Origin of the sequence: Pseudomonas sp. B20(2017) (assembly GCF_002113125.1) — a bacterium.
In the GTDB taxonomy this organism is placed as follows: domain Bacteria; phylum Pseudomonadota; class Gammaproteobacteria; order Pseudomonadales; family Pseudomonadaceae; genus Aquipseudomonas.
On record NZ_NEJP01000006.1, the window covers coordinates 315,770 to 340,936 of the forward strand.

The window sequence follows — 25,167 nt, forward strand, 5'->3', positions numbered from 1 at the left end:
AAAAGAGCCGCGATTGCGGCTCTTTTTTTTGCTGCTGGAGTGAGTCAAATGCCCGAATATTTCGGACGGTTGCTGTCGGCCCATTCCTTGAGCAACGCATTGACTTGCCGAGTGAACGTATCGGTCACTGCTGCTTTCGGTGTATTGAACGCCAGCGGAAGGAACCAGATGCCCATCCAGGTGCCGACCGCGTCGTGGTTACTCGCGGTGGACAGCGGCTGACCTTGCTGATCGAGGGTTTCCAGGCTCATGGTGTACTGGTCGGTGGCATAGGCCGGAATGATCGTCATGCTCAGACCACTGATGAACGCCAGCACCATCTGACCGCCATTCGGTGGATGGTTGTACATTTTCAGGCGCAGGCTGTAGTCACCGGGCTGCTTCTCGAACTTGTCGAAGGTGACACGACCGAACAAACCGGAATCCTTCAGAACGGTTTGCAGTTGCGGTTTGAGCATGTCACGAGCTTGTGGCATTTCCACGGCGGAAGCGCTTTTCGGCTCGCCCTGGTAGAAGTCGAAATCGACGTAGACGTTTGGCTTGTTGGCGTAGCTGGTCATCGATGGCAGCGTGACCGGGGCCACTTCGTCCTTGGTGAAACTGGCACAGCCGCCCAGCGCGAGCACCAGACCCAGCGCAAGGATTTTCCCGAATTGCATGATGTCGTCCCTAAAGTGATATCAAAGAGCCTCCATTGCGGAGCGCCGGGGCGGATTCTAGTGATCGTCTACGTCCGGGAAAAGACCTGATTCGGGAAAACCGTGAAAAAGTTCGCGCCGCTTCAGCTTTGGCGCAAATCGAGGGTGTACGTGTAATAGCCCGTATCGCGCACCCAGCCGAGTGATTCGTACAAACCCTGGGCGGTGAAATTGTCGGTGGCGGTTTCCAGCACCAGGCCCTTGGCGCCGGTTTCGACGGCGAAGTCGCGGGCGGTGTTCATCAATAATCGCCCGACCCCACGACCACGGGCGGCCGGCGTAGTGAACAGGTCGCTGAGCAGCCAGGTCCGGTGGGCGTCAATTGACGAGAACGTCGGGTACAACTGCACGATTCCCAGCGCCTCACCGCTTTCGTCCTCAACCAGAAAAATCGCCGATTCATTGCCGACCATGCGTTCGGCGATAAAGGCCCGGGATTGCTCGAGATTCGAAGACTGGCCGTAAAAACCGCGATAGGCGTCGAACAGATTCGCCACCGCGTCGAGGTGAATCGTCGTGGCGCGCAGTGCCTGAAGGGTCATTGTGATTTTCCTGAGGTTACTGAAATTGAAACCAGCATAGCGCTGAGGAGCGAGTTCGCTGGCTTATTCGCTATATAGTTTTGTATATTGCGAACCCGAAATGGCCAGACCCTCCATGCCGTCCATGAGTAGTATCCGCGAACGCAACCAGCAACTGATCCTGGCCGCCGCCAGTGAAGAATTCGCCGCCAACGGCTTCGACGCGACCCAGACCCGCGACATCGCCGCACGCGCCGGTGTGCCCAAGGCCAATCTCTATTACTACTTTCAGAGCAAGGAAAACCTCTACGGCAAAGTGCTGCTCGGCTTCGTCGAACCGCTGCTGGAAGCCTCGGCGGTGCTGCGCGAAAGTGATGATCCGCTGATCGGCCTGCGCGCCTACGTCGCCGCCCGCATCCGCATCGCCCGCGAACATCCGGCGATTGCCAAAGTGTTCAGCGGTGAGCTGTTGCTCGGTGGCCGTCAACTGCCCGATGAATGCCGCGACCTGCTGCATGGCGAAGCCCGGCGTAATGTCGAGTGTCTGCGCAGCTGGATCGACCGCGGGCTGCTGGCGCCGGTCGATCCAGAGCATTTGATGTTGTTCATATGGTCGGCGACGCGCACCTACACCAACATTGGATGGCAGATGGGGCGCATCACCGGGCGAGAGGTGCCGCAGGATGAGGATTATGCGGTGGCGGCGGAGACGATTACGCGGTTGGTGTTGAGCGGTGCGGTGTCCGAACCGCTAAGTGATGTTCGCAGGTTGATGTTTGCGACCTGATTTCAGGCGGTGGCAGTATGCGTTCCCACCCTCATCGTCATTTAAGGAGTAGCACATGGCCGATTCGGATATTCACCTGTCGGACAGTTCGGATAGCGGACTCTTCCAGCGCATCGCCGATGAGCTCCAGCAGACGCTGAGCGGAACCTGGACAACTCAGGCCAGCGGTCTGGATCAGTATTACGGGACCTGGCGGTCGATGGTCAGGTGATTACCCTGCACCTGGAGCATTACCTGGGGATCATGTTGCTTGTGGAGGATGCGGATCCCCAGTGGGTGGCGTCGGAGCGGTTTCAGGCCGTGGTGCGGCGGTTGCAAATGGAGTGATTCACACGCGTCAGTGTGGGAGCGAGCTTGCTCGCGATAAGGGCAGCACATTCAACATCATCGGTGACTGAGCGAATGCCATCGCGAGCAAGCTCGCTCCCACAATGACTGCGACAAACCATCAGAACGTAATTTCGGTCGCCGGCTTCACATCGATCCGCGCCACGGAACCGGTCAGGTGCGCCCAGTCCTTGTTGTGCTCGGCAATGATGTCTTCGGCGCTCATGTTGCCGTTGTCGACGGTGGAATGCGCATCGGCCGCCAGTTCCACGTCGTAGCCCAGTTGATGGGCCTGACGCACGGTGGCGTTGACGCAGTAATCGGTTTGCATACCGCAGATTACCAGGCGGTCGAAGTCTTCCCGGGGGATCAGTTTCTGCAGATTGGTCTGGTAGAACGAGTCGTTGGCGGTTTTGTCGACGCGCAGATCGCCGGGCGCGGTGACCAGTCCGTCAGCCAGTTGCCAGCCTTCGGCACCGTGAGCGAACGGGCTGTCTTTTTCGTTGTGCTGGATCAGCACCACCGGAATGCCCGACTTGCGAGCGCGGGCGCTGAGGCCGTTGATGGTGTCGATTACCCGTTTGGCGTCGTGGCACTCGTATTCACCTGCGCACAGGGCGCGCTGGACATCAATGATCAGCAATGCGGTGGTCATGGTGAGCCTTCCTTGATCAGTCCTTGAGAAAGGGGCGGACGTGTGCCCGCCCCCTTTTTACTCCGCTCAGTAACCCAATGACAACCCGGTGTTGCGCCGTGGATCGTTGGCGCCGTAGAAGCGGTTCTTGCCGACCGGTTTGCCACCCAGCGACGGTGCACCGACCAGAATCGCGGCGATGTGGTTCGGGTCCTGCGGCCCCGCAAACTTGTGGCCCCAGCTCTCGAGAATCTTCTTCGTGTCGGGGCTGGCGGCGAAGTCTTCGAGATTGGTTTCCTCCGGCATCCACTGCTGGTGGAAGCGCGGCGCGTCGACCGCTTCCTGCAGGCCCATGCCGTAGTCGATGACGTTGAGCATGGTCAGCAACGTCGCGGTGATGATGCGACTGCCGCCCGGCGTACCGACCACCATCACCACCTTGCCGCCCTTGGTGACGATGGTCGGGCTCATCGATGACAGCGGTGCCTTGCCCGGAGCGATAGCGTTGGCTTCACCTTGCACCAGGCCGTACATGTTCGGCACGCCGACCTTGGAAGTGAAGTCGTCCATTTCATCGTTGAGAATCACCCCGGTCTTGCTCGCCATCACACCCGCGCCGAACCAGTCGTTGAGGGTGTAGGTGACCGAGACTGCGTTGCCCCATTTGTCGACGATCGAATAGTGCGTGGTGTTGCTGCCTTCATGAGGTGCAACACCGGGTTTGAGCTCCGCCGACACGCCGGCCTTCTGCGGCTGGATCGCGTTACGCAGCTTGGTCGCGTAGTTCTTGTCCAGCAGGTGCTCGATCGGGTTTTTCACAAAGTCCGGATCGCCCAGATAGCTGTTGCGATCCACGTACGCGTGGCGCATCGCCTCGATCTGGTAGTGCATGCCCTGGGCCGAATGGAAGCCCAGATCCTTCATCGGATAGCCTTCGAGAATGTTCATGATCTGGCAGATCACCACCCCGCCGGAGCTTGGCGGTGGTGCCGACACAACGTGGTAGCCGCGATAGTCGCACTCCACCGGGGCCAGTTCGCGGGTCTTGTATTTGTCGAGGTCGGCCTGGGTGATGATGCCCTTGTTGGCCTGGCTGGACGTCACGATGGCGTCGGCCACCCAGCCTTTGTAGAAGCCGTCAGCGCCTTTTTCGGAAATGGTGCGCAGGGTTTTACCCAGATCCTTCTGCACCAGTTTCTGCCCGACCTGCATCGGCTCGCCGTTGTTCAGGAAGATCGCGCCGGAATCCTTGATGTCCTTCTTGAACACATCGGTGGCGTATTCCAGCAGCTCGACGTCACCCTGTTCCAGCTCGAAACCTTCTTCCGCCAGTTTGATCGCCGGGGCGATCATGTCCTTGCGCGGTTTGGTGCCGTACTTGCTCAGCGCCAGCTCCATGCCCGACACGGTGCCCGGAACGCCGACCGCGAGGTGGCCACGGGTACTCAGGTCCGGAATGACGTTACCGTCCTTGTCGAGGTACATGTTCGCCGTCGCGGCCAGCGGGGCTTTTTCGCGGAAGTCGAGGAAGGTCTTGCGTCCGTCCGCCAGTTTAATGGTCATGAAACCACCGCCACCGAGATTGCCCGCCGCCGGGTAAACCACCGCCAGTGCATAACCCACGGCGACCGCCGCATCCACCGCGTTGCCACCACTTTTCAACACGTCGACACCCACGTGAGTGGCCAGGTGCTGGGCGGTGACCACCATGCCGTTTTCGGCGGCGACCGGGGCAACCGAAGCGGCGTGGGCCATGAGGCAGCTGAGCGCCAATGAGGTCGCAATCAGCGATTTGGCAAAAGGTTCGTACTTCATGAGTCGGTCTCTTCTTTTTATAAGGTAGGAAAGCGCTTCAAGAGCATCAGCCAGTATGGTCGCGATTACGGTTTGCGCCTCCCCGATCCGGCAGTATGCTGGGCGCAGTTTTCACCCCCGTCCCGGAGTTTTTCCCATGGCCTACACGTTCATCACCCTGCCCTCGCCCGTCGGCGAGTTGAAGCTGGTCGCGAACGGCTCACGTCTGGCCGCCATCCTCTGGGAAAACGACAAACCGAACCGGGTGCGCCTCGGACCCATGAGTGAAGCTCCGGACAATCCGGTGCTGATGAAAACCGCGCGACAGCTGGAAGAATATTTTGCAGGAACGCGAAACGCGTTCGATCTGGAGCTGGACTTTGCCGGCACCGAGTTCCAGAAAAAAGTCTGGGCCGCGCTACTGACCATTCCGTTTGGCGAGACCCGCACCTACAGCCAGATCGCCGAACAGATTGGCCACCCGAGCGCGGTGCGTGCCGTCGGCGCGGCAAACGGGCGCAATCCGATTTCGATCATCGCGCCGTGCCACCGAGTCATCGGTGCTTCAGGAAAACTGACCGGTTTTGCCGGAGGCCTGAAAGCCAAGGAGCGCTTGCTGACTCTGGAGGGTGGCCAGTGGTCGGACATCGGTGAAACCGGTGACTTGTTTTAACCGCCAAACAGGTTATTCATCGCCGCATACTGCAGCAGCATGATGGTCTTGGCATCGCAGATCTCACCGCGCTGGAACGCCGCCAGCGCGTCGTCGAAACGCCACTCCAGCACTTCAAGTTCTTCGGTCTCCTCTTCCAGACCGCCCCCTTCACTGACCTTTGACGAAGCATCGTATTCGGCAATGAAAAAGTGCAACTTCTCGGTCACCGAGCCGGGGCTCATATAGGCCTCGAATACCTTCTTCACGTCATGCACGCGGTAGCCGGTTTCTTCCTCGGCCTCGTCGCGGATGCGCTGCTCCGGCGCCGCGCCTTCAAGCAGTCCGGCCGCCACTTCAATCAGCAAACCGTCGTGACCGTTGACGAACACCGGCAGGCGGAACTGCCGGGTCAGCACCACGGTGCGTTGCTCGCGGTTGAACAGCAGAATCGCCGCGCCATTGCCACGGTCGTAGACCTCGCGCGTCTGACGCTGCCAGTCACCGTTGTTGCGGCGATAGTCGAAGGTGATTTTCTTCAGCAGATACCAGTCGTGGGACAACACCTGGGTATCGACGATGTTGACCCGCTCGGCTGTGTTGGACATGACGCGTGATCCTTTTTTCTCATCGGAAGATGGCCATGGTAGGTGAAATGATGCGAACCGCCGACGAAAAAAAGCCCGGCAGCGCTACCGGGCTTTTCCTTCATTGCCTACTGATGAGCCACGTTCACCGTTGCGGCATCAGCGCCCTCAACCGCAGACGGCGCCCCGTGAATCAGCGGCCCATATCGCCGACTGAATTCCCAGTTGTAAGGCACGCGATCCTTGCTGGTGCCGTTGTCCCAGTTCACCGACCAGGTCATCAGGCCCTTGATCGGATGCCCTTTGACCGCCAGGCGTTTCATCGCGTTGCCAACCACGGTTTTGTCGATCACATAACCAGTGGCGGCGGCATCGACGTTGGCTGGCAGGCCGATAACGAACTTGTCCGCCGGGATCTTCGTGAAACCGCGAGTGCCGGTCACCAGGCTCTCGGTCAGGTAATAGAGGAAGTCCTCTTTCAGCGCGTCGTTGTTCTGGGCGATCCACGCCCCGTTGCCGTTATTGGCTTCCGGCACCCAGACCCCGTCGCCGCCCTGGTTGTAGAACTGCGGAGCGATGAAGTCGTAGTAGCCTTCCAGCGCCTGCAGGTAACCGACGTATTTGCCGGAGATGGTCAGGTACGGAAACTCCGGCGCCATGCTGATGATGAAATGCTTGCCTTGGCCCGCGTAGTGATCCTTGACCAGTTTCAGTGCGGCCGGCAGGACGGTCTTGTTGGCAGCGAAATCAATCGCGCTCTGTTCAAGATCGATGTCCAGGCCGTCGAAGCCGTAGGTTTCCACCAGACGGATGATTTCGTTGGCCAGCGGTTGCTCCTGGCCGGCGCGCAAGTCGATGTGCGCATCGGCACCGCCCAGGGAAATCAGCACGGCGCGCCCCTGACTGTTGAGCACGCCGACCTGGCGGCGGAACTCGGCATCGGAGACGTTGAACGGCTTGAAGGTCGGAATCCCGCTGCCCTTCATGAAGGCCACCGCGACCACGTTGTATTCCTTCGGCACGTTTTCCAGCGCGATGTTGGCGAACTGGCCGCGCTGGTAACCATCGCTCGGGCCGGCCGGCCAGTTGTGCCAGAAGCCCATGAGGATCTTCTTGCCGGCAAGCGTCGGCATCAGCGACGCCGCATCGCTGGCCTGGTTTTTCAATAGGGTGAAGTCGATGTTTGACATGTTCTAATCCTTCAGAACCTGTGGGTTTTGACGTTACGGGCTTATTTGAAGTCCACATCGAAGGCCTGATAGAAGGCGTTGCCGGTGTTGGCGACGATCCACATCAGGACGATGACGTGATGGCCCTGCTTGTTGCCGGGAAGTTTCACGGTGTGGTTGACCTTGGCTTTCAGTTCCGCCGAATGACTGTAGTACGGCACTTGCGGATAGAAATCCTCGGCGAACGGTTGCGCCTCCAGTTGCGCTCGGGTGATGCGTTGTTTCGGGTCCCAGCCATCCTTGGTGATCAGCCAGCGGTAACCGCGGGTGGTGTGCGGCGCGGTGTACTCCCATTTGACCTCAAAGGTCTGGCCGGGGGTGACATTGAGCAGCGGCCAGGAGAACGGACGCCCGAGCTTCTTGCTCATTTCTTCTGCGGTGAAGTTCACGCAGTCACGTGCGTCGTTCTTGCCGCCACTGAGAATATAGCCGTCAGCCGGCGGTACGACGCTCGGGTTGTCGCTTTCGAAGGGCGCCGGGAACGGGCCGGCCGCGAGTGCCGGGAAGTTCTTGCCGCCTTCCATTTCATTGACCTGCCAGCCGCCGAGCAATCCTTGCTCGATGGCCACCGCGCCGCGGCTTGCAGGGGAAATGACGCGACCGTGTCGCAGTTGGGTTTGAGCTTGTGGTTGGTTCATGTTTTTCACTCCGTTGATTTAAGTACTCTCCTGTCCGAGGAGAGGCCTTCAAACTAACGGAGGGGGATTTTTTGTCCATCGGCGGTTTTGTCGCAGTCTGCCTCGGCGGAACTCGAAAAACGCCGCAAATACTGTACATAAACACAGTGCATTGCGACGACGCTCACCCAACGCATGGCAAAAAGACTACACCGCGTTATTGCAAAAACCTGCATTCAGCGGTCAGGAAAGTTGTGCCTTGAACTCCTTTTCATACTGCCCGGCGAGCCGTTCCTTTTGCTTGTCGTCGAGCAACTTGCCGGCCATCTGGAAAAATTTCTGCTCTTCTTCCTGCAAGTGGTGATGGACCTTCTCCGAGAGCTTTTTCGCCGTGGCCAGCCAGGCTGGACTGGACATTTCTGTCTCGTCGAGTTCTTCCATCATTTCGTCCATTTCGTGATGTTCGGCGATGGCATGGCGACTGAGGTCGACTCCGTTGTCGAACTCCATCAGCGGAATATAGAAGTGGCGCTCTTCGGCCGTTTCGTGGGCCTGAAGCTCAGCCTTCAGTTGCTTGTAGGCCTCGACCCTTTCCGGGGTGTTACCACTGGTCTTGATCAACGATTTCGCGTAGGTACGCTGACGGTCGTGGCTCTCGCGCAAGGCTTCGAAAATGTTCATGGGATCTCCAAGGCAAACGCGTTCCGGATGGACGCCCTGAAGGGCTAGACCCCGACGCAGCAGCGACGGTTCCAAGCGATTGCTTCAATCGGCTGCGGCGCGATAGGCTGCCGATTCATTACTACAAGGAAGACAACATGACGTTGCGGATCGAGCTGTCACAGGACCCTACCGAAGAACAGCGCGCAGCCATCCTGGCGCCCCTGCGTGCCCATAACATCGCCAAAGCCGGGCCTTCGCTGTACGAACCGGTTGCGCTGCTGGTACGCGACGATAACGACGCGATCCTCGGTGGCCTTTATGGGCACACGTTCTATCGGTGGCTGTTTATCGAGTTGCTGGCGGTGCCGGAAGAGGGCCGGGGACAGGGCATCGGCTCGAAGCTGATGAACATGGTCGAGGAATTCGCCCGGGAAAAAGACTGCGTGGGGATCTGGCTCGATACCTTTGATTTTCAGGCGCCCGGGTTCTACAAAAAACTGGGATATACCGAGTGTGGCGAGATTGTGGATTATCCGCTGGGGCACAAGCGGCATTTCTTCCAGAAGCGTTTGATTGAGTGAATTCAGGACCCTCGCCCGCAGGCTGGCGAGGGTCGCAAATTTCAACGCATTCAGCCGCCCGTTACAGACAGGTCGCCAGCGCCGCCAAGCGGCGCTTGGCCACAAAATCATCCTTCTGCGCGTAGTAATTCAGCACGGTGCCGGACGCCTCCGTGGTCAAGTCGACAAACGACTCCGCCGAGCGCGTGTAGACCGTCGAACCGCCCTTCTTGCCTGGTTGCAGATACGCCGCCGCGTCCACGCCGAACACCGCTTCGTCCTGCCAGGCGAATTGCACGCACTGGGCCACGACTTTTTCGGGTTTGTCCGAATTCAGGGTCTTGTAAGGGGTTTGCGTGCGGGCGTCTTCCATCGCCGAACCCGCGCAACCAGCCAGCAGGGTTGCCGCCAGCGCCACCATCAGCATTCGCATTGCATTCGCTCATTCGGAAAAAAGCGGACTGTATCACCGCAACGCCAAAAATCGTTCTGCTTTACTGCATTTAGAGCGCGACACATGCCGGCCGCTGCGGCACATTAACGGTCATCAGCCTTACAAGGAAAGCCCATGGCGCCTACTGACCAGCGACACGAACAGGCCCTGAAACTGTTTCTCGATGCGCGCCCGGAACTGCGCGAAACCCTTGATCACCTCAACCCGCTGCTCGCCCAAGCCAAGGGCGAAACCCAGGCGCAGTACCGCGAAGAACGCCTGCACGAAGCGTTCGAAGCCGAGGCCGAAAGCCAGGGTCTGTTTGCTTGGGAACTGACGTTGCAACTGACTGCTGCAACGCCTGAGGAGTATCAGGCGCAACGCCTGGAAGTGCATCGCGAAGTGGCGGAAATGGCCGGGATGGACTGGCTGGAATATTGCGATCTGTATGGCATAGAACCGTAAAACCCGCTCAAGGACGTTGCCTCGATGCTGCCTTCAACCTCGACCCACCGCGCCAGCCCCGGACATCTTCACATACAGAAATGGCGCGGCCGTGTTGGCCTGGCGCTGGTTGCCAGCCTGTCGGTACTGGCCGGCATGACCGACGCCATCGGCTTCATGGCCAGCGGCGATTTCGTTTCCTTCATGAGCGGCAACACCACGCGGCTGGCGGTGGCGATCAGCGATGGCGACAGCGCACTGACCGGACGGCTGATCCTGCTGGTCGCGACGTTTATCGTCGGTAATGCCCTCGGGGTCGTGGTCAGTCGGCTGGGTGGTCGGCGGGCGCTGCCGTTGCTGCTGGCCATCGGCGCTCTGCTCTGTTTGGCAGCCTGGCCCTTTGACTCTCAACTGCCGGCGCTGTTGGCGGCGATCATTGCGATGGGCATGCTCAACGCGGCGGTGGAAGAAGTGAACGGTCTGCCGGTCGGCCTGACGTACGTCACCGGCGCCCTTTCGCGATTCGGCCGTGGATTGGGCCGGTGGGTGCTCGGCGAACGGCGAAGCGGCTGGCGGGTGCAACTGGTGCCGTGGAGCGGGATGCTGGTCGGGGCCATTCTGGGGGCGGTGCTGGAACATCATCTGGGACTCAAGGCGATGTTGGTCAGCGGTTTGTTCGCAGCCTTACTGGGGCTGCTGACCCTGAAGATTCCGCGGCGTTGGCAACTGGGCTATATGCCGCGCTGACAGACACCTGATCGCATCGAGACCGGCGCGGGAAACATCCACTTCGCCGCCCCGCCGAGAAAGCTTTATCATGGCCGCAGTTTTGCTGATCGAGTCCGTCATGAAGTTCGCCATTGCGCTGTTTTCCGCCGCCCATGCGCCCTCCTCGCGCCGCGCCCTGCTGTTCGCCCAGGCCGCGCTGGCCGGCGGGCATGAGATTGTCCGGCTGTTTTTCTATCAGGACGGGGTCCACAACGCGTCCGACGCCGTGGTCACGCCGCAGGACGAACTGGACCTGCCCAAGCAATGGCGCAATTTCATCGCCGAACAAAACCTCGACGGCGTGGTGTGCATCGCCGCCGCCTTGCGCCGTGGCGTGTTGAATGCCGAGGAAGCCGGGCGTTATCAGCGTGATGCCGTGGCCGCCAGCGCACCGTGGGAATTGTCCGGCCTCGGCCAGTTGCATGACGCGGTGCAGGACGCCGACCGCCTGATCTGTTTCGGAGGCGCATGACATGGCCAAATCCCTTCTGATTATCAGCCGTCAATCGCCGTGGTCCGGCCCCGGCGCCCGCGAAGCGCTGGACATCGTGTTGGCCGGCGGTGCCTTCGATCTGCCGATCGGCCTGCTGTTTCTCGACGACGGCGTGTTGCAACTGGCCGCCGGGCAGAACGCCAAGGCCCTGCAACAGAAAGACCTGAGCGCCAACCTGCAAGCGTTGCCGATGTTCGGCGTCGAAGAGCTGTTCTACTGCGCCGACAGCGCCAGTGCTCGCGGCCTCGGCGATCGTTCGCTGGACGAGGCGCAGCCCTTGGCCACCGAGCAAATCACCGCCCTCATTGACCGTTACGACCAGGTGATCACCCTCTGATGTCGACTTTGCATGTGTTGTCCCACTCCCCGTTTGGCGACGAACGCCTGACCAGTTGCCTGCGCCTGCTTGGTTCTGCCGATGCGCTGTTGCTGTCTGGGGATGCCGCTTATGCGCTGCAACCTGGCACCGCCCCGTTCATTGCGCTGGAATCCCGCAAGGTGAAATTGTTCGTGCTGGCCGAAGACGCGCAAGCCCGTGCCGTGCAGGTTCCGGACTGGGCCGAAGCCATCGATTACCCGGCCTTCGTCGAGCTGTCGATCCACCACGACAAGGTCAACAGCTGGCTATGAATGCGCTGACCGTCGGCGCCCGCGCCATTGAACTGGACAAGGACGGCTTCCTGGTCGACCTCAACGACTGGTCGGCCGAAGTCGCCAGCGCCCTCGCCGCTGCCGAAGACATCGAGCTGAGCCCGGAGCACTGGGAAGTCCTCGAACTGCTGCGCAGCTTCTATGCCGAATTCCAGCTGTCCCCGGCCACCCGGCCGCTGATCAAATACACCGCGCTCAAGCTAGGCGCGGAAAAAGGTAACAGCCTGCACCTGAACCGACTGTTCAAAGGCACCCCTGCCAAACTCGCCGCGAAACTGGCGGGCCTGCCCAAACCGACGAATTGCCTATGACCGATTATCCAGCGCTGACTCTCGAAACGCCCGCCGAGCATCCGTTCGCCCAGTTCGTGCGCATCCTTGGCAAGGGCAAGCGCGGCGCCCGCGACCTGACCCGCGAGGAAGCCCGGGAAGCCATGGGCATGGTCCTCGACGAAGCGGTCGAAGAAACCCAGCTCGGCGCGTTCCTGATGTTGCTGCGGCACAAGGAAGAAAGCGCTGAGGAAATGGCCGGTTTCACCGAGGCCCTGCGCGAACGCTTGCAGGCGCCGGCGTTGAAGGTCGATCTGGACTGGCCGACCTATGCCGGCAAGAAGCGTCACCTGCCGTGGTATCTGCTGGCAGCAAAGTGCCTGGCGCAGAACGGCGTGCGCATCTTCATGCACGGCGGCGGCGCCCACACCGCCGGGCGTTTGTATTCCGAACAGTTGCTCGGTGAGCTGAACATTCCGCTGTGCCGCAATTGGCACCAGGTCGGCGCGGCGCTGGATAACGGCGGTCTGGCGTTCATGCCGCTGGTGGACTGGGCGCCGCAACTGCAACGGATGATCGACCTGCGTAACACCCTCGGCCTGCGCTCACCGATCCACTCTCTGGCGCGGATTCTCAATCCGTTGGGCGCGCGTTGCGGCCTGCAGAGCATTTTCCACCCCGGCTACCAAGCGGTGCATCGCGATGCCAGCGGCCTGCTCCGCGACACGGCGATCGTGATCAAAGGCGACGGCGGCGAAATCGAGATCAACCCTGATGCCGACAGCCATCTGTACGGCACCACCGGCGGCGAGAGCTGGGACGAAGAATGGCCGCAGTTGTCGGCGCAGCGTCACGTCAAACCTTCTTCGCTGGATATCAAGCATTTGAAGGCCGTCTGGCGCGGCGATGTGGTCGACAGTTATCCGCAAATGGCGCTGATTTCGACCATGGCGTTGGCACTGCGCGGCCTGGGCCAAAGCCGTGAACAGGCTTTCGAAACCGCCGAGCAATACTGGGCTGCGCGGAACAAATCGATTTAACCGATCATTCACGCCCGATCTTTGCGCTTTTTGTTCGAACTCATCGGAATAGACTCCACTCCAACGATTATTGGTTTCAGGAGTCTTGATCATGGGTTTACTCGTCGACGGCCGCTGGCAGGACAAGTGGTACGAAAGCAGCAAGGACGGCGCGTTCCAGCGCGAACAGGCGCAGCGCCGTAACTGGGTCACTCGCAACGGCGAGCCGGGCCCGAGCGGTGAAGGCGGTTTTGCCGCCGAAGCAGGGCGCTATCACCTTTATGTTTCCCTGGCCTGTCCATGGGCCCACCGCACGCTGATCCTGCGCAAGCTCAAGGGCCTGGAAAGCCTGATCGACGTTTCGGTCGTCAGCTGGCTGATGCTGGAAAACGGCTGGACCTTCGACCAGAACCTCGGTTCGACCGGCGACAAACTCGATCACTTCGACTTCATGCACCAGCGCTACACCGCTGACACCGCCGACTACACCGGCCGCGTCACCGTACCGGTGCTGTGGGACAAGAAACTCAAGCGCATCGTCAGCAACGAATCGGCGGAAATCATCCGCATGTTCAACAGCGCCTTCGATGATTTGACCGGCAACGATCTGGACTTCTATCCGGCGCCATTGCGCGGCGAGATCGATGCGCTGAACGAGCGGATCTACCCTGCCGTGAACAACGGCGTGTATCGCGCCGGTTTCGCCACCTCGCAAAAAGCCTATGAAGAAGCGTTCGACGATGTGTTTGCCGAGCTGGATCACCTGGAGCAGGTGCTGGGCGCCAACCGTTATCTGACGGGCGAATACCTGACCGAGGCGGACGTGCGCTTGTTCACCACGCTGATTCGTTTCGACGCGGTGTACCACGGGCATTTCAAATGCAATCTGCGGCGGATCAGCGATTATCCGAACCTGTCGAACTGGCTGCGTGAGATGTACCAGTGGCCGGGCGTTGCAGAGACCGTGGATTTCCAGCACATCAAGAATCACTACTACGGCAGCCACAAGACCATCAACCCGACCGGGGTTGTGCCAAAGGGGCCGAAGCAGGATTTCAATATTACCCATGACCGGAACCGGTTGGGCGGGAAAGGGGTTTGGCGCCGGAGCTGAGTTGTTCAGCGTTTTTGAAAGGCCTCTTCGCGAGCAGGCTCGCTCCCACATTGGATCTGTGTCGTGCACAAATCCCCTGTGGGAGCGAGCCTGCTCGCGAATGGGGTTACTCTGTTTTCAGATCTGACCCTGAGCACCCTCGAACCACGCCAGTTTCTCGCGCAGTTGCACCACTTCGCCGACGATCACCAGTGTCGGTGCATGCACTTCATGCTCCGCCACCAGACGCGGCAGGTCGGCCAGCGTGCCGGTGAAGACCCGCTGATTGACCGTGGTGCCCTGCTGGATCAGCGCGGCCGGCGTTTCGGCTGCGCGACCATGCTTGATCAACTGCTCGCAGATGATCGGCAACCCCACCAGCCCCATGTAGAACACCAACGTCTGCGCCGGCGCAACAAGGTCGGCCCACGGCAGATCGGTTGAACCGTCCTTCAAGTGCCCGGTGACGAAACGCACCGACTGCGCGTAATCGCGATGCGTCAGCGGAATCCCGGCATATGCCGCGCAACCACTGGCCGCCGTGATGCCCGGCACCACCTGGAACGGGATGCCGTGGGCCGCCAGTTCCTCGATCTCTTCGCCGCCGCGGCCGAAGATGAACGGATCTCCGCCCTTCAACCGCACCACACGCTTGCCGGCCTTGGCCAGATCCACCAATTGCTGGTTGATCTGATCCTGCGGCACGGCGTGATCGGCGCGACGCTTGCCGACGTAGACACGCTCGGCATCACGACGGCACAGCTGAAGAATGGCGGGCGCCACCAAGCGGTCGTACAGCACCACATCGGCTTGCTGCATCAGGCGCAAGGCGCGGAAGGTCAACAGATCCGGATCGCCCGGTCCTGCGCCCACCAGATACACCTCGCCCGTGGTAACACTCGCTTCGCCGTCGATTTTCGCTTGCAACAGACGCTCGGCCTCGGCGCCCTGCCCAGCCAGCTGACGATCGGCAATCGGCCCCTGGAACACGTCTTCCCAAAAACCGCGACGTTGCTGCACATCGGGAAACAGGCCTTTGACCTGATCACGAAATCGCGCGGCCAGACCGGCCAGATGGCCGTAGGTCGAAGGAATCCAGGTTTCAATCTTGGCGCGGATCAGCCGGGCCAGCACCGGCGCATCGCCGCCGCTGGAGACCGCGATGATCAGCGGCGAACGATCGACGATCGCTGGGAAGATCACGCTGCACAGCGCCGGCGCATCGACCACGTTGACCGGCACGCAGCGCCGATGGGCATCGGCGGAGACCTGCGCGTTCAACGCTTCGTCGTCGGTGGCGGCAATGATCAGCCCGCAACCGTCCAGATCCGTTTCGGCGTACCCACGCAGCAGGCATTCGCCGCCGCTGGCGGCAACCAGTTCGCGCAGTTGCGCTTCGATTTCAGGTGCGACCACCCGCAGCTGCGCACCGGCATCGACCAGCAGGCGGGACTTGCGCAAGGCAATCTCCCCCCCACCGACGACCAACACACGACTGCCGCGCAGGTTGTGAAACAGCGGCAGATATTTCATTTAACCGATGACCTCAAGGCCACCCATGTACGGCTTCAGCACGTCCGGCACACGGATCGAACCGTCGGCCTGCTGGTAGTTTTCCAGCACGGCCACCAGGGTACGACCGACCGCCAGACCGGAACCGTTCAGGGTGTGCACCAACTCAGGCTTGCCGGTTTCCGGATTGCGGAAACGCGCCTGCATGCGGCGGGCCTGGAAGTCGCCGCAGTTGGAGCACGACGAAATTTCACGGTACTTGTCCTGGCTCGGGATCCACACTTCCAGGTCATACGTCTTGACCGCGCTGAAGCCCATGTCGCCGGTGCACAGCGCCAGAGTACGGTAAGGCAGCTCCAGCAGTTGCAGGACTTTCTCGGCGTTGGCGGTCAGGCCTTCCAGCGCTTCCATCGACTTCGACGGCTCGACGATCTGAACCATCTCGACCTTGTCGAACTGGTGCTGACGGATCATGCCACGAGTGTCACGACCCGACGCACCGGCTTCGCTGCGAAAGCACGGCGTGTGAGCGACGAACTTGATCGGCAGCTGTTTCGAATCGACGATTTCACCGGCGACGATATTGGTCAGCGACACTTCGGCGGTCGGGATCAGGTACAGATCGGCTTCGCCTTCGCGAGCGATCTTGAACAGGTCTTCTTCGAACTTCGGCAGTTGACCGGTGCCTTGCAGCGCCGGGGCCTGAACCAGATAAGGCGTGTAAGCCTCTTCGTAGCCGTGCTCGGTGACGTGCAGGTTGATCATGAACTGCGCCAGTGCACGGTGCAGACGGGCAATCGGGCCGCGCAGCAGGGCGAAACGTGCGCCGGACAGCTTGGCGGCGGTTTCGAAGTCGAGCCAGCCGAATTTCTCGCCCAGGGCCACGTGGTCCTGAACCGGGAAGTCGAAGGCTTTCGGGGTGCCCCAGCGGCGGACTTCGACGTTGCCGTCTTCGTCTTCGCCGACCGGAACCGATTCGTGCGGCAGGTTCGGGATACCCAGCAGGATCGAATCCAGTTCGGTCTGGATCGCGTCCAGCTCGACTTTACCGGCGCTCAGTTCGCCCGCCATGCGCTCGACGTCCGCCATCAGCGGCGCGATGTCTTCGCCGCGCTGCTTGGCCTGACCGATGGATTTGGAACGCGCGTTACGCTCAGCCTGCAGTGCTTCGGTGCGGGTCTGGACGGTCTTGCGCTGTTCTTCCAGCGCTTCGATACGCGCAACGTCCAGGGCAAAGCCACGGGAAGCCAGGCGGTCCGCTACGTCCTGGAGGTTGCTACGTAACAGTTTGGAATCGAGCATGTCGGTTTCTCGTTATCAAAGTTTGGTCAGGGACAGGCCGGCCCAGGTCGCGAGCAGCCCGCCGAATACGCTGATGGCCGCATAGCCCAGGGCCAGCGGCACTTGCCCGCTTTCCAGCAGGCGCACCGTATCCAGTGAAAAGGATGAAAAAGTCGTCAGCCCCCCGAGGAAGCCGACCATCAACCCGGCACGTACCTCGATCGGTACTTCCGGGCGTATCAAAAACAGGCCGTACAACACGCCAATCAGCAGACAGCCCACGATATTAACGGCCAGCGTCGCGGTATAGAAGTGCCGCGGCCAATTGGCGTTGACCCAATTGCCGGTGGCGAAGCGCAACAAGGTGCCGGCAATCCCGCCGACGGAGACTGCAACGATCAATGGAACCACTATTTTCTCCGCTGCCGGGGGCTTAAACGATCAAGTTGGGCAAGGTGGTTGAGCTTTTCGCCGATCTTCAACTCCAGGCCACGGGGCACCGGTTGATAGAACGGAATCGGGTCGAGTTCTTCCGGGAAATAGTCTTCGCCGGCCGCGTAGGCGTCCGGTTCGTCGTGGGCGTAACGGTATTCGTCGCCGTAGCCCAACTGCTTCATCAATTTGGTCGGCGCATTGCGCAGGTGCAGCGGCACCTCCAGCGAACCGTGTTCGGCGGCGGCGCGCAGCGCGGTCTTGAAGCCCATGTACACTGCGTTGCTTTTCGGCGCGCAAGCCAGATAAGTGATGGCTTGAGCCACTGCCAACTCACCCTCCGGGCTGCCGAGACGCTCCTGCACTTCCCACGCCGCCAGGCACAGGCTCAGGGCGCGAGGATCGGCGTTGCCGATGTCTTCGCTGGCCATGCGCACCACCCGCCGGGCGAGATACAGCGGATCGCAACCGCCGTCGATCATTCGCGCAAACCAGTACAGCGCGCCGTCCGGATTGGAGCCGCGCACCGATTTGTGCAGCGCGGAAATCTGGTCGTAGAACGCTTCGCCGCCCTTGTCGAAACGCCGGCGAGTGTCACCGAGCAGGCTTTGCAGCAGCTCGGTGCCCATCTCACTGTTGTCTTCGGCCAGGTCCGAGGCGTTTTCCAGCAGATTGAGCAAACGCCGGCCATCGCCGTCGGCGGCGGACAGCAGCATCTGGAAGCCTTCATCGCTGAGGGTCAGGTGACGCTTGCCCAGACCACGCTCTTCGGTGAGCGCGCGGTGCACCAGTTTGCGCAACGCCGCTTCGTCGAGGCTCTTGAGTACGTAGACCCGCGCCCGCGACAGCAATGCGTTGTTCAGTTCGAACGAAGGGTTTTCGGTGGTGGCGCCAATGAAGATCAGCGTGCCGTCCTCAACGTACGGCAGGAAGGCGTCCTGTTGAGACTTGTTGAAGCGGTGCACTTCATCGACAAACAGGATCGTGCGCTTGCCGTACTGGCCGGCCTGCTGCTTGGCGATTTCCACCGCCTGACGGATCTCCTTGACCCCGGCCAATACAGCCGAAACCGTTTCGAAATGTGCATCCGACACTTCCGCCAGCAATCGCGCCAGCGTGGTCTTGCCCACGCCCGGCGGGCCCCAGAAGATCATCGAATGCAGGGCACCCTGCTCCAGCGCTTCGCGCAAAGGCTTGCCGCGAGCGAGCACGTGTTCCTGACCGACGTACTCATCCAGATTGGTCGCCCGCAAACGGGCGGCCAGTGGCTGGGCAATCGGTGCACTGCGAAACAGATCCATCACGTACCGTTGAAACCTCTGTGTTTATTCCTGGATCACGTCGGCACCCTTCGGGATGTCGAACTTGAACTTCGATGCCGGGACCGCTTCGTTGGCCTTCACACCGGTAAACAGGATGTTGGTGCGCTGGCCGACGCTGTCGATCAGTTGCATGTCATTGACCAGACCGTTGCGGAACGACAGGCGCAGGCTGTCGAACAGGGTGTCCTTGGTTTTCGGCTTCAGGGTGAAGTCAATCACGCCGCCGGCCTCTTTGGCGCTGATGTCGAAGCTCTGGCTGATCTTCGATACGTCGCCGGACAGCAACAGGGCTGGAGTCTGGGTCAGACGCTCATCGAGTTTCTTGATGGTGGCCTGTTCCAGGTCCGGGTCCCACAGGGTGACTTTCTTGCCGTCGGAGACCATGGTCTGCTCAGCCGGCGCGTTGGTGTGCCAGTAGAACAGGCCCGGACGCTGCAGGGTCATGTCGCCGGTGGTTTCCTGCAACTGGGTGCCGCTGCCGTCAAGGGTCAGTTGGGAAAAATTGGCGGTCAGGGTCTTGGATGTTTCGAGCAATTGGGTCAGGCGAGCCACATCCTTGTCATCGGCGTGAGCCGTGAGGGTGGTCAGAGCCAGTACCGGCAGCAACATGCGGATAAGACGCATGGGAGTCCTCTTGAATACTCGTGGGAAAGTGGACAGCGCTTCATGCACCGTCCATTGCATTTGGATCAGGGTATCGAATCAGTCGCGTACCGGGCCAGGGGCTAGGACTTCGCGGGAACCGTTGGTGTTCATCGACGTCACGACCCCGGCCATTTCCATGGCTTCGATCATGCGCGCGGCACGGTTGTAGCCGATCTTCAGCTTGCGCTGTACAGCGGAGATGGAGGCACGGCGGCTTTCCAGCACGAACTGCACGGCTTCGTCGTAAAGCGCATCGGCTTCCGGATCGTCACCGTCGCCACCGCCGCTGCTGCCTTCGAAACCACTGCCCGCCTCTTCGACACCGTTGAGGATGTCGTCGTTGTATTCCGGCGCGCCGCGCAGTTTCCAGGCTTCAACCACCCGGTGAACTTCATCGTCGGACACGAAGGCGCCGTGAACCCGGATCGGCAGGCTGGTGCCCGGCGGCATGTAAAGCATGTCACCGTGGCCGAGCAACTGTTCGGCGCCGCCCTGGTCGATGATGGTCCGGGAGTCGATCTTGCTCGATACCTGGAACGCCATCCGCGTCGGAATGTTGGCCTTGATCAGACCGGTGATCACGTCCACCGATGGTCGCTGGGTCGCGAGAATCAGGTGGATACCCGCCGCACGCGCCTTCTGGGCGATACGGGCGATCAGTTCTTCTACCTTCTTGCCGACGATCATCATCATGTCGGCGAATTCGTCCACGACCACGACGATGGTTGGCAGTTTCTGCAACAGCGGCGCTTCGTCGTGGATGCTTTCGCGCTTGTACAGCGGATCGCTCAGCGGCTCGCCGGCGTCCTGGGCTTCCTTGACCTTGGCGTTGAAGCCGGACAGGTTTCGCACGCCCATCTTCGCCATCAGCTTGTAGCGACGCTCCATCTCGGCAACGCTCCAGCGCAGGGCGTTGGCGGCGTCCTTCATGTCGGTCACGACCGGGCACAGCAGGTGCGGAATGCCTTCGTAGATCGACAGTTCAAGCATTTTCGGGTCGATCATGATCAGCTTGGCGTCGTCCGGGCCGGACTTGAACAGGATCGACAGAATCATCGCGTTCACGCCCACCGACTTACCGGAACCGGTGGTACCGGCCACCAGCAGGTGAGGCATCTTCGCCAGGTCGGTGATGACCGGCTTGCCACCGATGTCGTGGCCCAGGGCCAGAGTGACCGGCGACTTGAAGTTGTCGTATTCGGACGTCGACAGCACTTCTGAGAAGCGCACGATCTGCCGGTCTTCGTTGGGAATCTCGATACCGACCGTGGTCTTGCCCGGAATCACTTCCACCACCCGCACGCTGGTCACGGCCAGCGAGCGTGCAAGGTCTTTTGCCAGGTTGGCGATACGGCTGACCTTCACACCTGCAGCAGGCTGGATTTCGTAACGGGTAATGACCGGGCCGGGATGGATCGAATCCACGGTGACTTCGACGCCGAATTCCTTGAGCTTGATCTCCAGCAAGTGGCCGACCGCCGCCAGGGATTCGGGCGAATAATTGAGTTGTTTCTTTTCCGCAGGATCGAGAATCGAGATCGGCGGCAAGGTGCCTTCCACGGCGCTGTCGACGAACAACGGCACCTGCTTCTCTTTCTGCACGCGCTTGCTTGGCTCCGGCGCCTTGACCGGGGCCGGGGCGATGACCGGCGGCACCTGTTTCTCGCGCTCTGACATGTGCTTGCTCAGGGCCTGCTCGCGCTCGATCAGACGTTCCTTGACCTTGGCCTGCTCGCGTTTGTCGGTGACCGTCGGTGCAACCACGTCGTGCACGCGATCATCAACTTCACGCAGTTGCGCGACCAGTTGCTTGCGCTCGGTACGTGCCGACCACCAGCGATTGACCGCGCCCTGGAACAGTTCGAACAGGTCGAGGGTGATCTTGCCGGTGATGTCCATCACCTTGAACCACGACAGGTCGGTGAACACCGTCAGGCCGAACAGGAACAGTGCGATAAACAGCAACGTGCTGCCCTGAATGTTCAGGGCATTGCGGGCCAGATCACCGAGGCTTTCACCCAGCGCACCACCCGCGCCGGCCGGCAATCCCGTGGCTGCATGGAAATGGATGTGCGCCAGCGCGGCACCGGACAACACCAGAAACACCAGACCGATCAGGCGCCAGGAAAACAGCCAGCCGCTCCACTGCCACGGCTCGTGACGCTGGCGGAAGATCTGATACGCCTTGATCGCCAGCAGCAACGGGAAGATGTAAGCGAAATAACCCAGCACCATGAACAGGATGTCGGCGCTGTAGGAGCCCGCCGGACCGCCGAAGTTCTGCACGTCGTCGATCTTGCTGTTGTGACTCCAGCCCGGATCGTCCTTGCCGTAAGTCAGCAACGCCATCATCAGGAACAGGCACAAGGCGCCAATGGCGATCAATGCACCTTCCTTGAGCCGGTAGTGCAACTGTTGACGCCAGAGCGGAACGACTGTTTTTGGTGCTTCCGTGGATTTCTTCAAAACGCTTCTTTTCCTGCGCCAAAGGCGCGTCCATCTATTGAATGACGATAAAAAACTGCCCAATCCAGGCAGGTAAAAAAATGACGGGCGCAACGGAGACTACTTTTAACACTGCGCCCCGCCTTTTATAAACACGGCACGCGGCGAATATTCTGTAACAGCCCGGCATTGTACGGGTTTGCGCGTTCGATGCCATGCTTCCAAGCCCCAGGTTCAAGCATAGCCAAACGCACAACACCCGGCGTTCAATTTGAGCATGCATTACCTTTTGTGACAAAGGCTTATGAGGTGTATTTGATGAACGTAGCGAAGCATTCGCGCCTCATCTCCCCTGAGCGCCACACATTGGCATCGGTCACCTTGCCCGCACCGGTGTTGCGCCCGATTACGACCGCATCCGGATGCTCAAGTTGCAGGAGTACAGACACCGCACCGCAACGGAGGACATTCGCGTCATTTCCCGGCACACTTTACCGCGGGCCCAGCGCCCACCGCCCTCCCCTTCTGCAAGCCCGGACGCCATGCTGACTTGGTTACAACGCAATTCACTGACTTTCCCGCCACTGGAAAAGGCCATGCGCGATCCCAACGGATTGCTGGCGGCCGGTGGCGACCTGTCCGCCGATCGCTTGATCCAGGCCTATCGCCACGGCTGCTTTCCGTGGTTTTCCGAAGGCCAGCCGATTCTCTGGTGGTCGCCGGATCCGCGCACCGTGCTTTTTCCCGACGAACTGCACGTCTCGCGCAGCCTCGGCAAATTGCTGCGCAAACAGCGTTATCAAGTGACCTTCGATCAGGATTTCGACGCCGTGATCCGCGCTTGCGCCGCTCCCCGGGAATACGCCGACGGCACCTGGATCACTGGGGCGATGCAGGACGCCTACATAGAATTGCATCGACGTGGTTTCGCCCATTCAGTGGAAGTGTGGGATCAGGGAGAGCTGGTCGGTGGCCTTTATGGACTGGCGATGGGGCAATTGTTTTTTGGTGAATCAATGTTCAGCCGCGCGGACAATGCCTCCAAGTACGGTTTTGCGACACTGGTGCAACATCTTAAAGAAGCGGGTTTCGTGCTGATCGACTGCCAGATGCCGACCGACCACCTGCACAGCCTCGGCGCCCGGGCCATTTCACGGCAGACATTCGCCGAATACCTGGCCCGGCATCTCGACCAACCCAATCATGCGACCTGGGTTTGCTGAGCGACTTTTGCGCGCGTGGCTTACACTTAATTCACCAGCTTACCCTTGAGGGTTGATCATGACCGAGTTGGCGCGGTTGAAGTTTTATGCCACTCAGCCTCACTCTTGCAGTTATCTGCCCGAGGAACAGGCGACGACCCTGTTTCTCGACCCGAGCCAGCCCATGGATGTGCATGTCTACGCAGACCTGTCAGAAATGGGCTTTCGTCGCAGCGGCGATCACCTGTACCGCCCGCATTGCCAGAACTGCAATGCCTGCGTGCCTGCGCGCATTCCTGTCGCGCAATTCAACCCCAACCGACAGCAGAAACGCATTTTCAAGCGCAACATCGATTTGCAGGTGCGCCCGGTCAAGCCGGCATTCAGCGAAGAGTACTTCGATCTCTATCAGCGCTACATCGAACAGCGCCACGCCGACGGCGACATGTATCCGCCAAGCCGCGATCAATTCTCGACTTTTCTGGTACGCGACCTGCCCTTCTCGCGCTTCTACGAGTTTCGGCTCGACGGACGGTTACTGGCGGTCGCCGTCACCGATCTGCTGCCCAACGGCTTGTCAGCGGTCTACACCTTTTACGAACCGCAGGAAGAACGCCGCAGCCTGGGGCGCTACGCGATCCTTTGGCAAATCGCCGAAGCCCAGCGGCTGGGGCTTGAGGCGGTGTACCTGGGTTACTGGATCAAAAACTGCAAAAAGATGAACTACAAGACCCAATATCGGCCTATCGAACTGCTGATTAACCAGCGCTGGGTCATCCTGAACTAAACGCAAACCCTAAACCCCTTGGCGTAAACCCCATTTTTCGGGCACAATGCACGCCGCTTTTGCCTGGCGCAGTTGCACCGGGCCATTCACTGGACACCGAGGGCTTTACTGCATGTCGAAAGAAGACAGCTTCGAAATGGAAGGCACTGTCGTCGACACCCTGCCAAACACCATGTTTCGCGTGGAATTGGAAAATGGGCACGTCGTAACCGCGCATATCTCCGGCAAGATGCGCAAGAACTACATTCGTATTCTTACCGGTGACAAAGTGCGCGTCGAGCTGACGCCCTATGACTTGAGCAAAGGGCGTATTACTTACCGCGCTCGCTAATCAAGTCAATACAAGACGCCCGGCATTTGCCGGGCGTTTTTGTATCTGTGTGTTTTTTGGTTTTGGGTGTATATCCGTTGCTGCGGTAACGGCTTCTTAGGGTTCCGCCCTTACGGCGGGTCACTTTTGACAAACGCCTCAAAAGTAACCAAAAAGTCTATGCCCCGGCGTACGGCACTTCGCTTAGGCTCAGTGTTCCCTCGCTACGGTGTCCATCAGGGCGCATCGCCTACGGTTTGCTTCGCTGCACCTCCTCTCGATGCATGCGGCTTCGCCGCACGGCGCTGCGCGCCTACCCCCTGATGAACACCTCCGCTCGGCCTGCCGAAGGGGCAAAAAATCAAAAGCCAAAGCCAAAGCCAAAGCCAAAGCCAAAGATCACAGCTTCGGCAAATCCTGCGGACAACTCCCAAACCAAACAAATTGGTCGACCAGCAGGCCGCCACTCTCAGCAAGCTGGCTCCCAGAGTTGTAATGCGCGCACAACCCAAGCGGCAAAGCCGCCCCACTCACCACGATGAGCGTTAGCTCGAGTACCGCTTTTGATCGCAGGACCCGTCGGCAGGCTGAGTGGAGGGATTGATCCGGGGGTGGGAGCGCAGCGACCGTTTGGCGAAGCCAAACACATCGAGAGGAGGTGCAGCGAAGCAAACCGTAGGCGATGCCCCCCGGATCAATCCCGGAGCGAAGGAACCCCGAGCCTTAGCGAGGGGCCGTACGTCAGGGTTAGGGACCTTTTGGTTACTTTTGGCTGGGCCGGCATTCCGGGCGTTTGCCAAAAGTGACCCGCCGTAAGGGCGGAACCCTGAGAAGCCGTTACCGCAACAACGGATATTCACACCAAACAAACAGACAATAAAAAGGCGCCCGAACAGACTGTGTGAAAACCTAGCAATCTGTCCGGCCCTTTAAGAAAATGCTCCGTATCGAAAGATACGGAGCATTTTTCGTTATGGCCTACATACAAGGAG

The 25,167-nt window shown here is 60.1% G+C and carries 29 protein-coding genes and 1 pseudogene; 15 read left to right on the forward strand and 15 right to left on the reverse strand.

What is annotated here, in order from left to right:
- Positions 1-44 precede the first annotated feature (44 nt).
- Positions 45-659 carry a hypothetical protein gene (locus tag CAF63_RS11805; protein ID WP_085687418.1) on the reverse strand — a complete coding sequence of 205 codons (615 nt, stop codon included), beginning with the start codon at positions 657-659 and terminating at the stop codon, positions 45-47.
- Between the two features lie 122 nt (positions 660-781).
- Positions 782-1,240 (reverse strand): GNAT family N-acetyltransferase, encoded by a 459-nt coding sequence (locus CAF63_RS11810; protein WP_085687416.1) that lies wholly within the window; start codon positions 1,238-1,240, stop codon positions 782-784.
- A 124-nt stretch (positions 1,241-1,364) separates the two neighbouring features.
- On the opposite strand from CAF63_RS11810, the gene CAF63_RS11815 reads away from it, so the two are divergent.
- Positions 1,365-2,006, forward strand: a complete 642-nt coding sequence (locus CAF63_RS11815; protein ID WP_085687819.1) for a TetR/AcrR family transcriptional regulator — start codon at positions 1,365-1,367, stop codon at positions 2,004-2,006.
- 55 nt (positions 2,007-2,061) lie between these two features.
- The gene (locus CAF63_RS28985; protein ID WP_256574507.1) at positions 2,062-2,217 is read left to right on the forward strand and encodes a hypothetical protein; all 156 of its coding nucleotides are present in this window, start codon (positions 2,062-2,064) and stop codon (positions 2,215-2,217) included.
- Between the two features lie 237 nt (positions 2,218-2,454).
- Here CAF63_RS28985 and CAF63_RS11825 read toward each other — a convergent pair whose 3' ends face one another.
- Positions 2,455-2,988: a cysteine hydrolase family protein gene (locus tag CAF63_RS11825; protein ID WP_085687414.1), complete on the reverse strand. Its 534-nt coding sequence runs from the start codon at positions 2,986-2,988 to the stop codon at positions 2,455-2,457.
- Between the two features lie 66 nt (positions 2,989-3,054).
- Positions 3,055-4,782, reverse strand: coding sequence for a gamma-glutamyltransferase (gene ggt / locus CAF63_RS11830; RefSeq protein ID WP_085687412.1), 1,728 nt, complete (start codon positions 4,780-4,782; stop codon positions 3,055-3,057).
- Between the two features lie 136 nt (positions 4,783-4,918).
- On the opposite strand from ggt, the gene CAF63_RS11835 reads away from it, so the two are divergent.
- Positions 4,919-5,434, forward strand: a complete 516-nt coding sequence (locus CAF63_RS11835) for a methylated-DNA--[protein]-cysteine S-methyltransferase (RefSeq protein ID WP_085687410.1) — start codon at positions 4,919-4,921, stop codon at positions 5,432-5,434.
- Here the strand turns inward: CAF63_RS11835 and CAF63_RS11840 are convergent.
- The 4 genes and pseudogenes from CAF63_RS11840 to CAF63_RS11855 all read right to left on the reverse strand — a co-directional run bounded on the left by CAF63_RS11840 (position 5,431) and on the right by CAF63_RS11855 (position 8,527).
- Positions 5,431-6,021 (reverse strand): NUDIX domain-containing protein, encoded by a 591-nt coding sequence (locus CAF63_RS11840; protein ID WP_085687408.1) that lies wholly within the window; start codon positions 6,019-6,021, stop codon positions 5,431-5,433. The two genes, CAF63_RS11835 and CAF63_RS11840, sit on opposite strands and share 4 nt — an antisense overlap.
- A gap of 137 nt (positions 6,022-6,158) precedes the next feature.
- Positions 6,159-7,190 (reverse strand): annotated as a pseudogene (locus tag CAF63_RS11845) (chitinase); the annotation flags it as partial.
- A 41-nt stretch (positions 7,191-7,231) separates the two neighbouring features.
- A complete protein-coding gene (locus CAF63_RS11850; RefSeq protein ID WP_085687404.1) occupies positions 7,232-7,867 on the reverse strand; it encodes a lytic polysaccharide monooxygenase auxiliary activity family 9 protein in 636 nt (211 codons plus the stop codon).
- A 222-nt stretch (positions 7,868-8,089) separates the two neighbouring features.
- Positions 8,090-8,527 (reverse strand): hemerythrin domain-containing protein, encoded by a 438-nt coding sequence (locus CAF63_RS11855; protein ID WP_085687402.1) that lies wholly within the window; start codon positions 8,525-8,527, stop codon positions 8,090-8,092.
- A 137-nt stretch (positions 8,528-8,664) separates the two neighbouring features.
- On the opposite strand from CAF63_RS11855, the gene CAF63_RS11860 reads away from it, so the two are divergent.
- Positions 8,665-9,090: an N-acetyltransferase gene (locus tag CAF63_RS11860; protein ID WP_007958226.1), complete on the forward strand. Its 426-nt coding sequence runs from the start codon at positions 8,665-8,667 to the stop codon at positions 9,088-9,090.
- 61 nt (positions 9,091-9,151) lie between these two features.
- On the opposite strand, the gene CAF63_RS11865 is transcribed toward CAF63_RS11860, so the two are convergent.
- The gene (locus tag CAF63_RS11865) at positions 9,152-9,502 is read right to left on the reverse strand and encodes a hypothetical protein (protein ID WP_085687400.1); all 351 of its coding nucleotides are present in this window, start codon (positions 9,500-9,502) and stop codon (positions 9,152-9,154) included.
- 135 nt (positions 9,503-9,637) lie between these two features.
- Between CAF63_RS11865 and CAF63_RS11870 the strand changes: the two genes are divergently transcribed.
- From CAF63_RS11870 to CAF63_RS11905, 8 genes are all read left to right on the forward strand, one after another.
- A complete protein-coding gene (locus CAF63_RS11870; protein WP_085687398.1) occupies positions 9,638-9,967 on the forward strand; it encodes a DUF6388 family protein in 330 nt (109 codons plus the stop codon).
- Positions 9,968-9,991: 24 nt separating this feature from the next.
- Positions 9,992-10,693 carry a YoaK family protein gene (locus CAF63_RS11875; RefSeq protein WP_085687396.1) on the forward strand — a complete coding sequence of 234 codons (702 nt, stop codon included), beginning with the start codon at positions 9,992-9,994 and terminating at the stop codon, positions 10,691-10,693.
- Between the two features lie 100 nt (positions 10,694-10,793).
- Positions 10,794-11,186, forward strand: coding sequence for a sulfurtransferase complex subunit TusD (tusD, locus tag CAF63_RS11880; RefSeq protein WP_085687817.1), 393 nt, complete (start codon positions 10,794-10,796; stop codon positions 11,184-11,186).
- A 1-nt stretch (position 11,187) separates the two neighbouring features.
- Positions 11,188-11,544: a sulfurtransferase complex subunit TusC gene (gene tusC / locus CAF63_RS11885; RefSeq protein ID WP_085687393.1), complete on the forward strand. Its 357-nt coding sequence runs from the start codon at positions 11,188-11,190 to the stop codon at positions 11,542-11,544.
- Complete coding sequence (gene tusB, locus CAF63_RS11890) at positions 11,544-11,837, forward strand: sulfurtransferase complex subunit TusB (protein ID WP_085687391.1); 294 nt, start codon at positions 11,544-11,546, stop codon at positions 11,835-11,837. The genes tusC and tusB overlap by 1 nt, the downstream gene beginning before the upstream one ends.
- Positions 11,834-12,169, forward strand: a complete 336-nt coding sequence (locus CAF63_RS11895) for a TusE/DsrC/DsvC family sulfur relay protein (RefSeq protein WP_007958196.1) — start codon at positions 11,834-11,836, stop codon at positions 12,167-12,169. The genes tusB and CAF63_RS11895 overlap by 4 nt, the downstream gene beginning before the upstream one ends.
- Positions 12,166-13,167 carry a glycosyl transferase family protein gene (locus CAF63_RS11900; RefSeq protein ID WP_085687389.1) on the forward strand — a complete coding sequence of 334 codons (1,002 nt, stop codon included), beginning with the start codon at positions 12,166-12,168 and terminating at the stop codon, positions 13,165-13,167. Before CAF63_RS11895 ends, CAF63_RS11900 begins: the two co-directional genes overlap by 4 nt.
- 91 nt (positions 13,168-13,258) lie before the next feature.
- Positions 13,259-14,260 (forward strand): glutathione S-transferase family protein, encoded by a 1,002-nt coding sequence (locus CAF63_RS11905; RefSeq protein ID WP_085687387.1) that lies wholly within the window; start codon positions 13,259-13,261, stop codon positions 14,258-14,260.
- Positions 14,261-14,377: 117 nt separating this feature from the next.
- Here CAF63_RS11905 and cysG read toward each other — a convergent pair whose 3' ends face one another.
- The 6 genes from cysG to CAF63_RS11935 form a co-directional block, all read right to left on the reverse strand.
- Positions 14,378-15,772: a siroheme synthase CysG gene (gene cysG, locus CAF63_RS11910; RefSeq protein ID WP_085687385.1), complete on the reverse strand. Its 1,395-nt coding sequence runs from the start codon at positions 15,770-15,772 to the stop codon at positions 14,378-14,380.
- Positions 15,773-17,053: a serine--tRNA ligase gene (gene serS / locus CAF63_RS11915; protein WP_085687383.1), complete on the reverse strand. Its 1,281-nt coding sequence runs from the start codon at positions 17,051-17,053 to the stop codon at positions 15,773-15,775. It abuts the gene before it with no gap.
- 15 nt (positions 17,054-17,068) lie between these two features.
- Entirely contained in the window at positions 17,069-17,443 is a 375-nt protein-coding gene (gene crcB, locus CAF63_RS11920) for a fluoride efflux transporter CrcB (RefSeq protein ID WP_007958188.1), read from the reverse strand.
- Positions 17,443-18,765, reverse strand: coding sequence for a replication-associated recombination protein A (locus tag CAF63_RS11925; RefSeq protein WP_007958186.1), 1,323 nt, complete (start codon positions 18,763-18,765; stop codon positions 17,443-17,445). The genes crcB and CAF63_RS11925 overlap by 1 nt, the downstream gene beginning before the upstream one ends.
- A 24-nt stretch (positions 18,766-18,789) precedes the next feature.
- Positions 18,790-19,410: an outer membrane lipoprotein chaperone LolA gene (gene lolA / locus CAF63_RS11930; protein WP_007958184.1), complete on the reverse strand. Its 621-nt coding sequence runs from the start codon at positions 19,408-19,410 to the stop codon at positions 18,790-18,792.
- Positions 19,411-19,488: 78 nt separating this feature from the next.
- Positions 19,489-21,897 carry a DNA translocase FtsK gene (locus CAF63_RS11935; RefSeq protein ID WP_085687381.1) on the reverse strand — a complete coding sequence of 803 codons (2,409 nt, stop codon included), beginning with the start codon at positions 21,895-21,897 and terminating at the stop codon, positions 19,489-19,491.
- 521 nt (positions 21,898-22,418) lie between these two features.
- On the opposite strand from CAF63_RS11935, the gene aat reads away from it, so the two are divergent.
- The 3 genes from aat (at position 22,419) to infA (ending at position 24,196) form a co-directional block, all read left to right on the forward strand.
- Positions 22,419-23,099 (forward strand): leucyl/phenylalanyl-tRNA--protein transferase, encoded by a 681-nt coding sequence (aat, locus tag CAF63_RS11940; RefSeq protein ID WP_085687379.1) that lies wholly within the window; start codon positions 22,419-22,421, stop codon positions 23,097-23,099.
- 58 nt (positions 23,100-23,157) lie between these two features.
- Entirely contained in the window at positions 23,158-23,865 is a 708-nt protein-coding gene (locus CAF63_RS11945; protein ID WP_007958178.1) for an arginyltransferase, read from the forward strand.
- A 112-nt stretch (positions 23,866-23,977) separates the two neighbouring features.
- The gene (gene infA, locus CAF63_RS11950) at positions 23,978-24,196 is read left to right on the forward strand and encodes a translation initiation factor IF-1 (protein ID WP_002553999.1); all 219 of its coding nucleotides are present in this window, start codon (positions 23,978-23,980) and stop codon (positions 24,194-24,196) included.
- Positions 24,197-25,167: the final 971 nt, after the last annotated feature.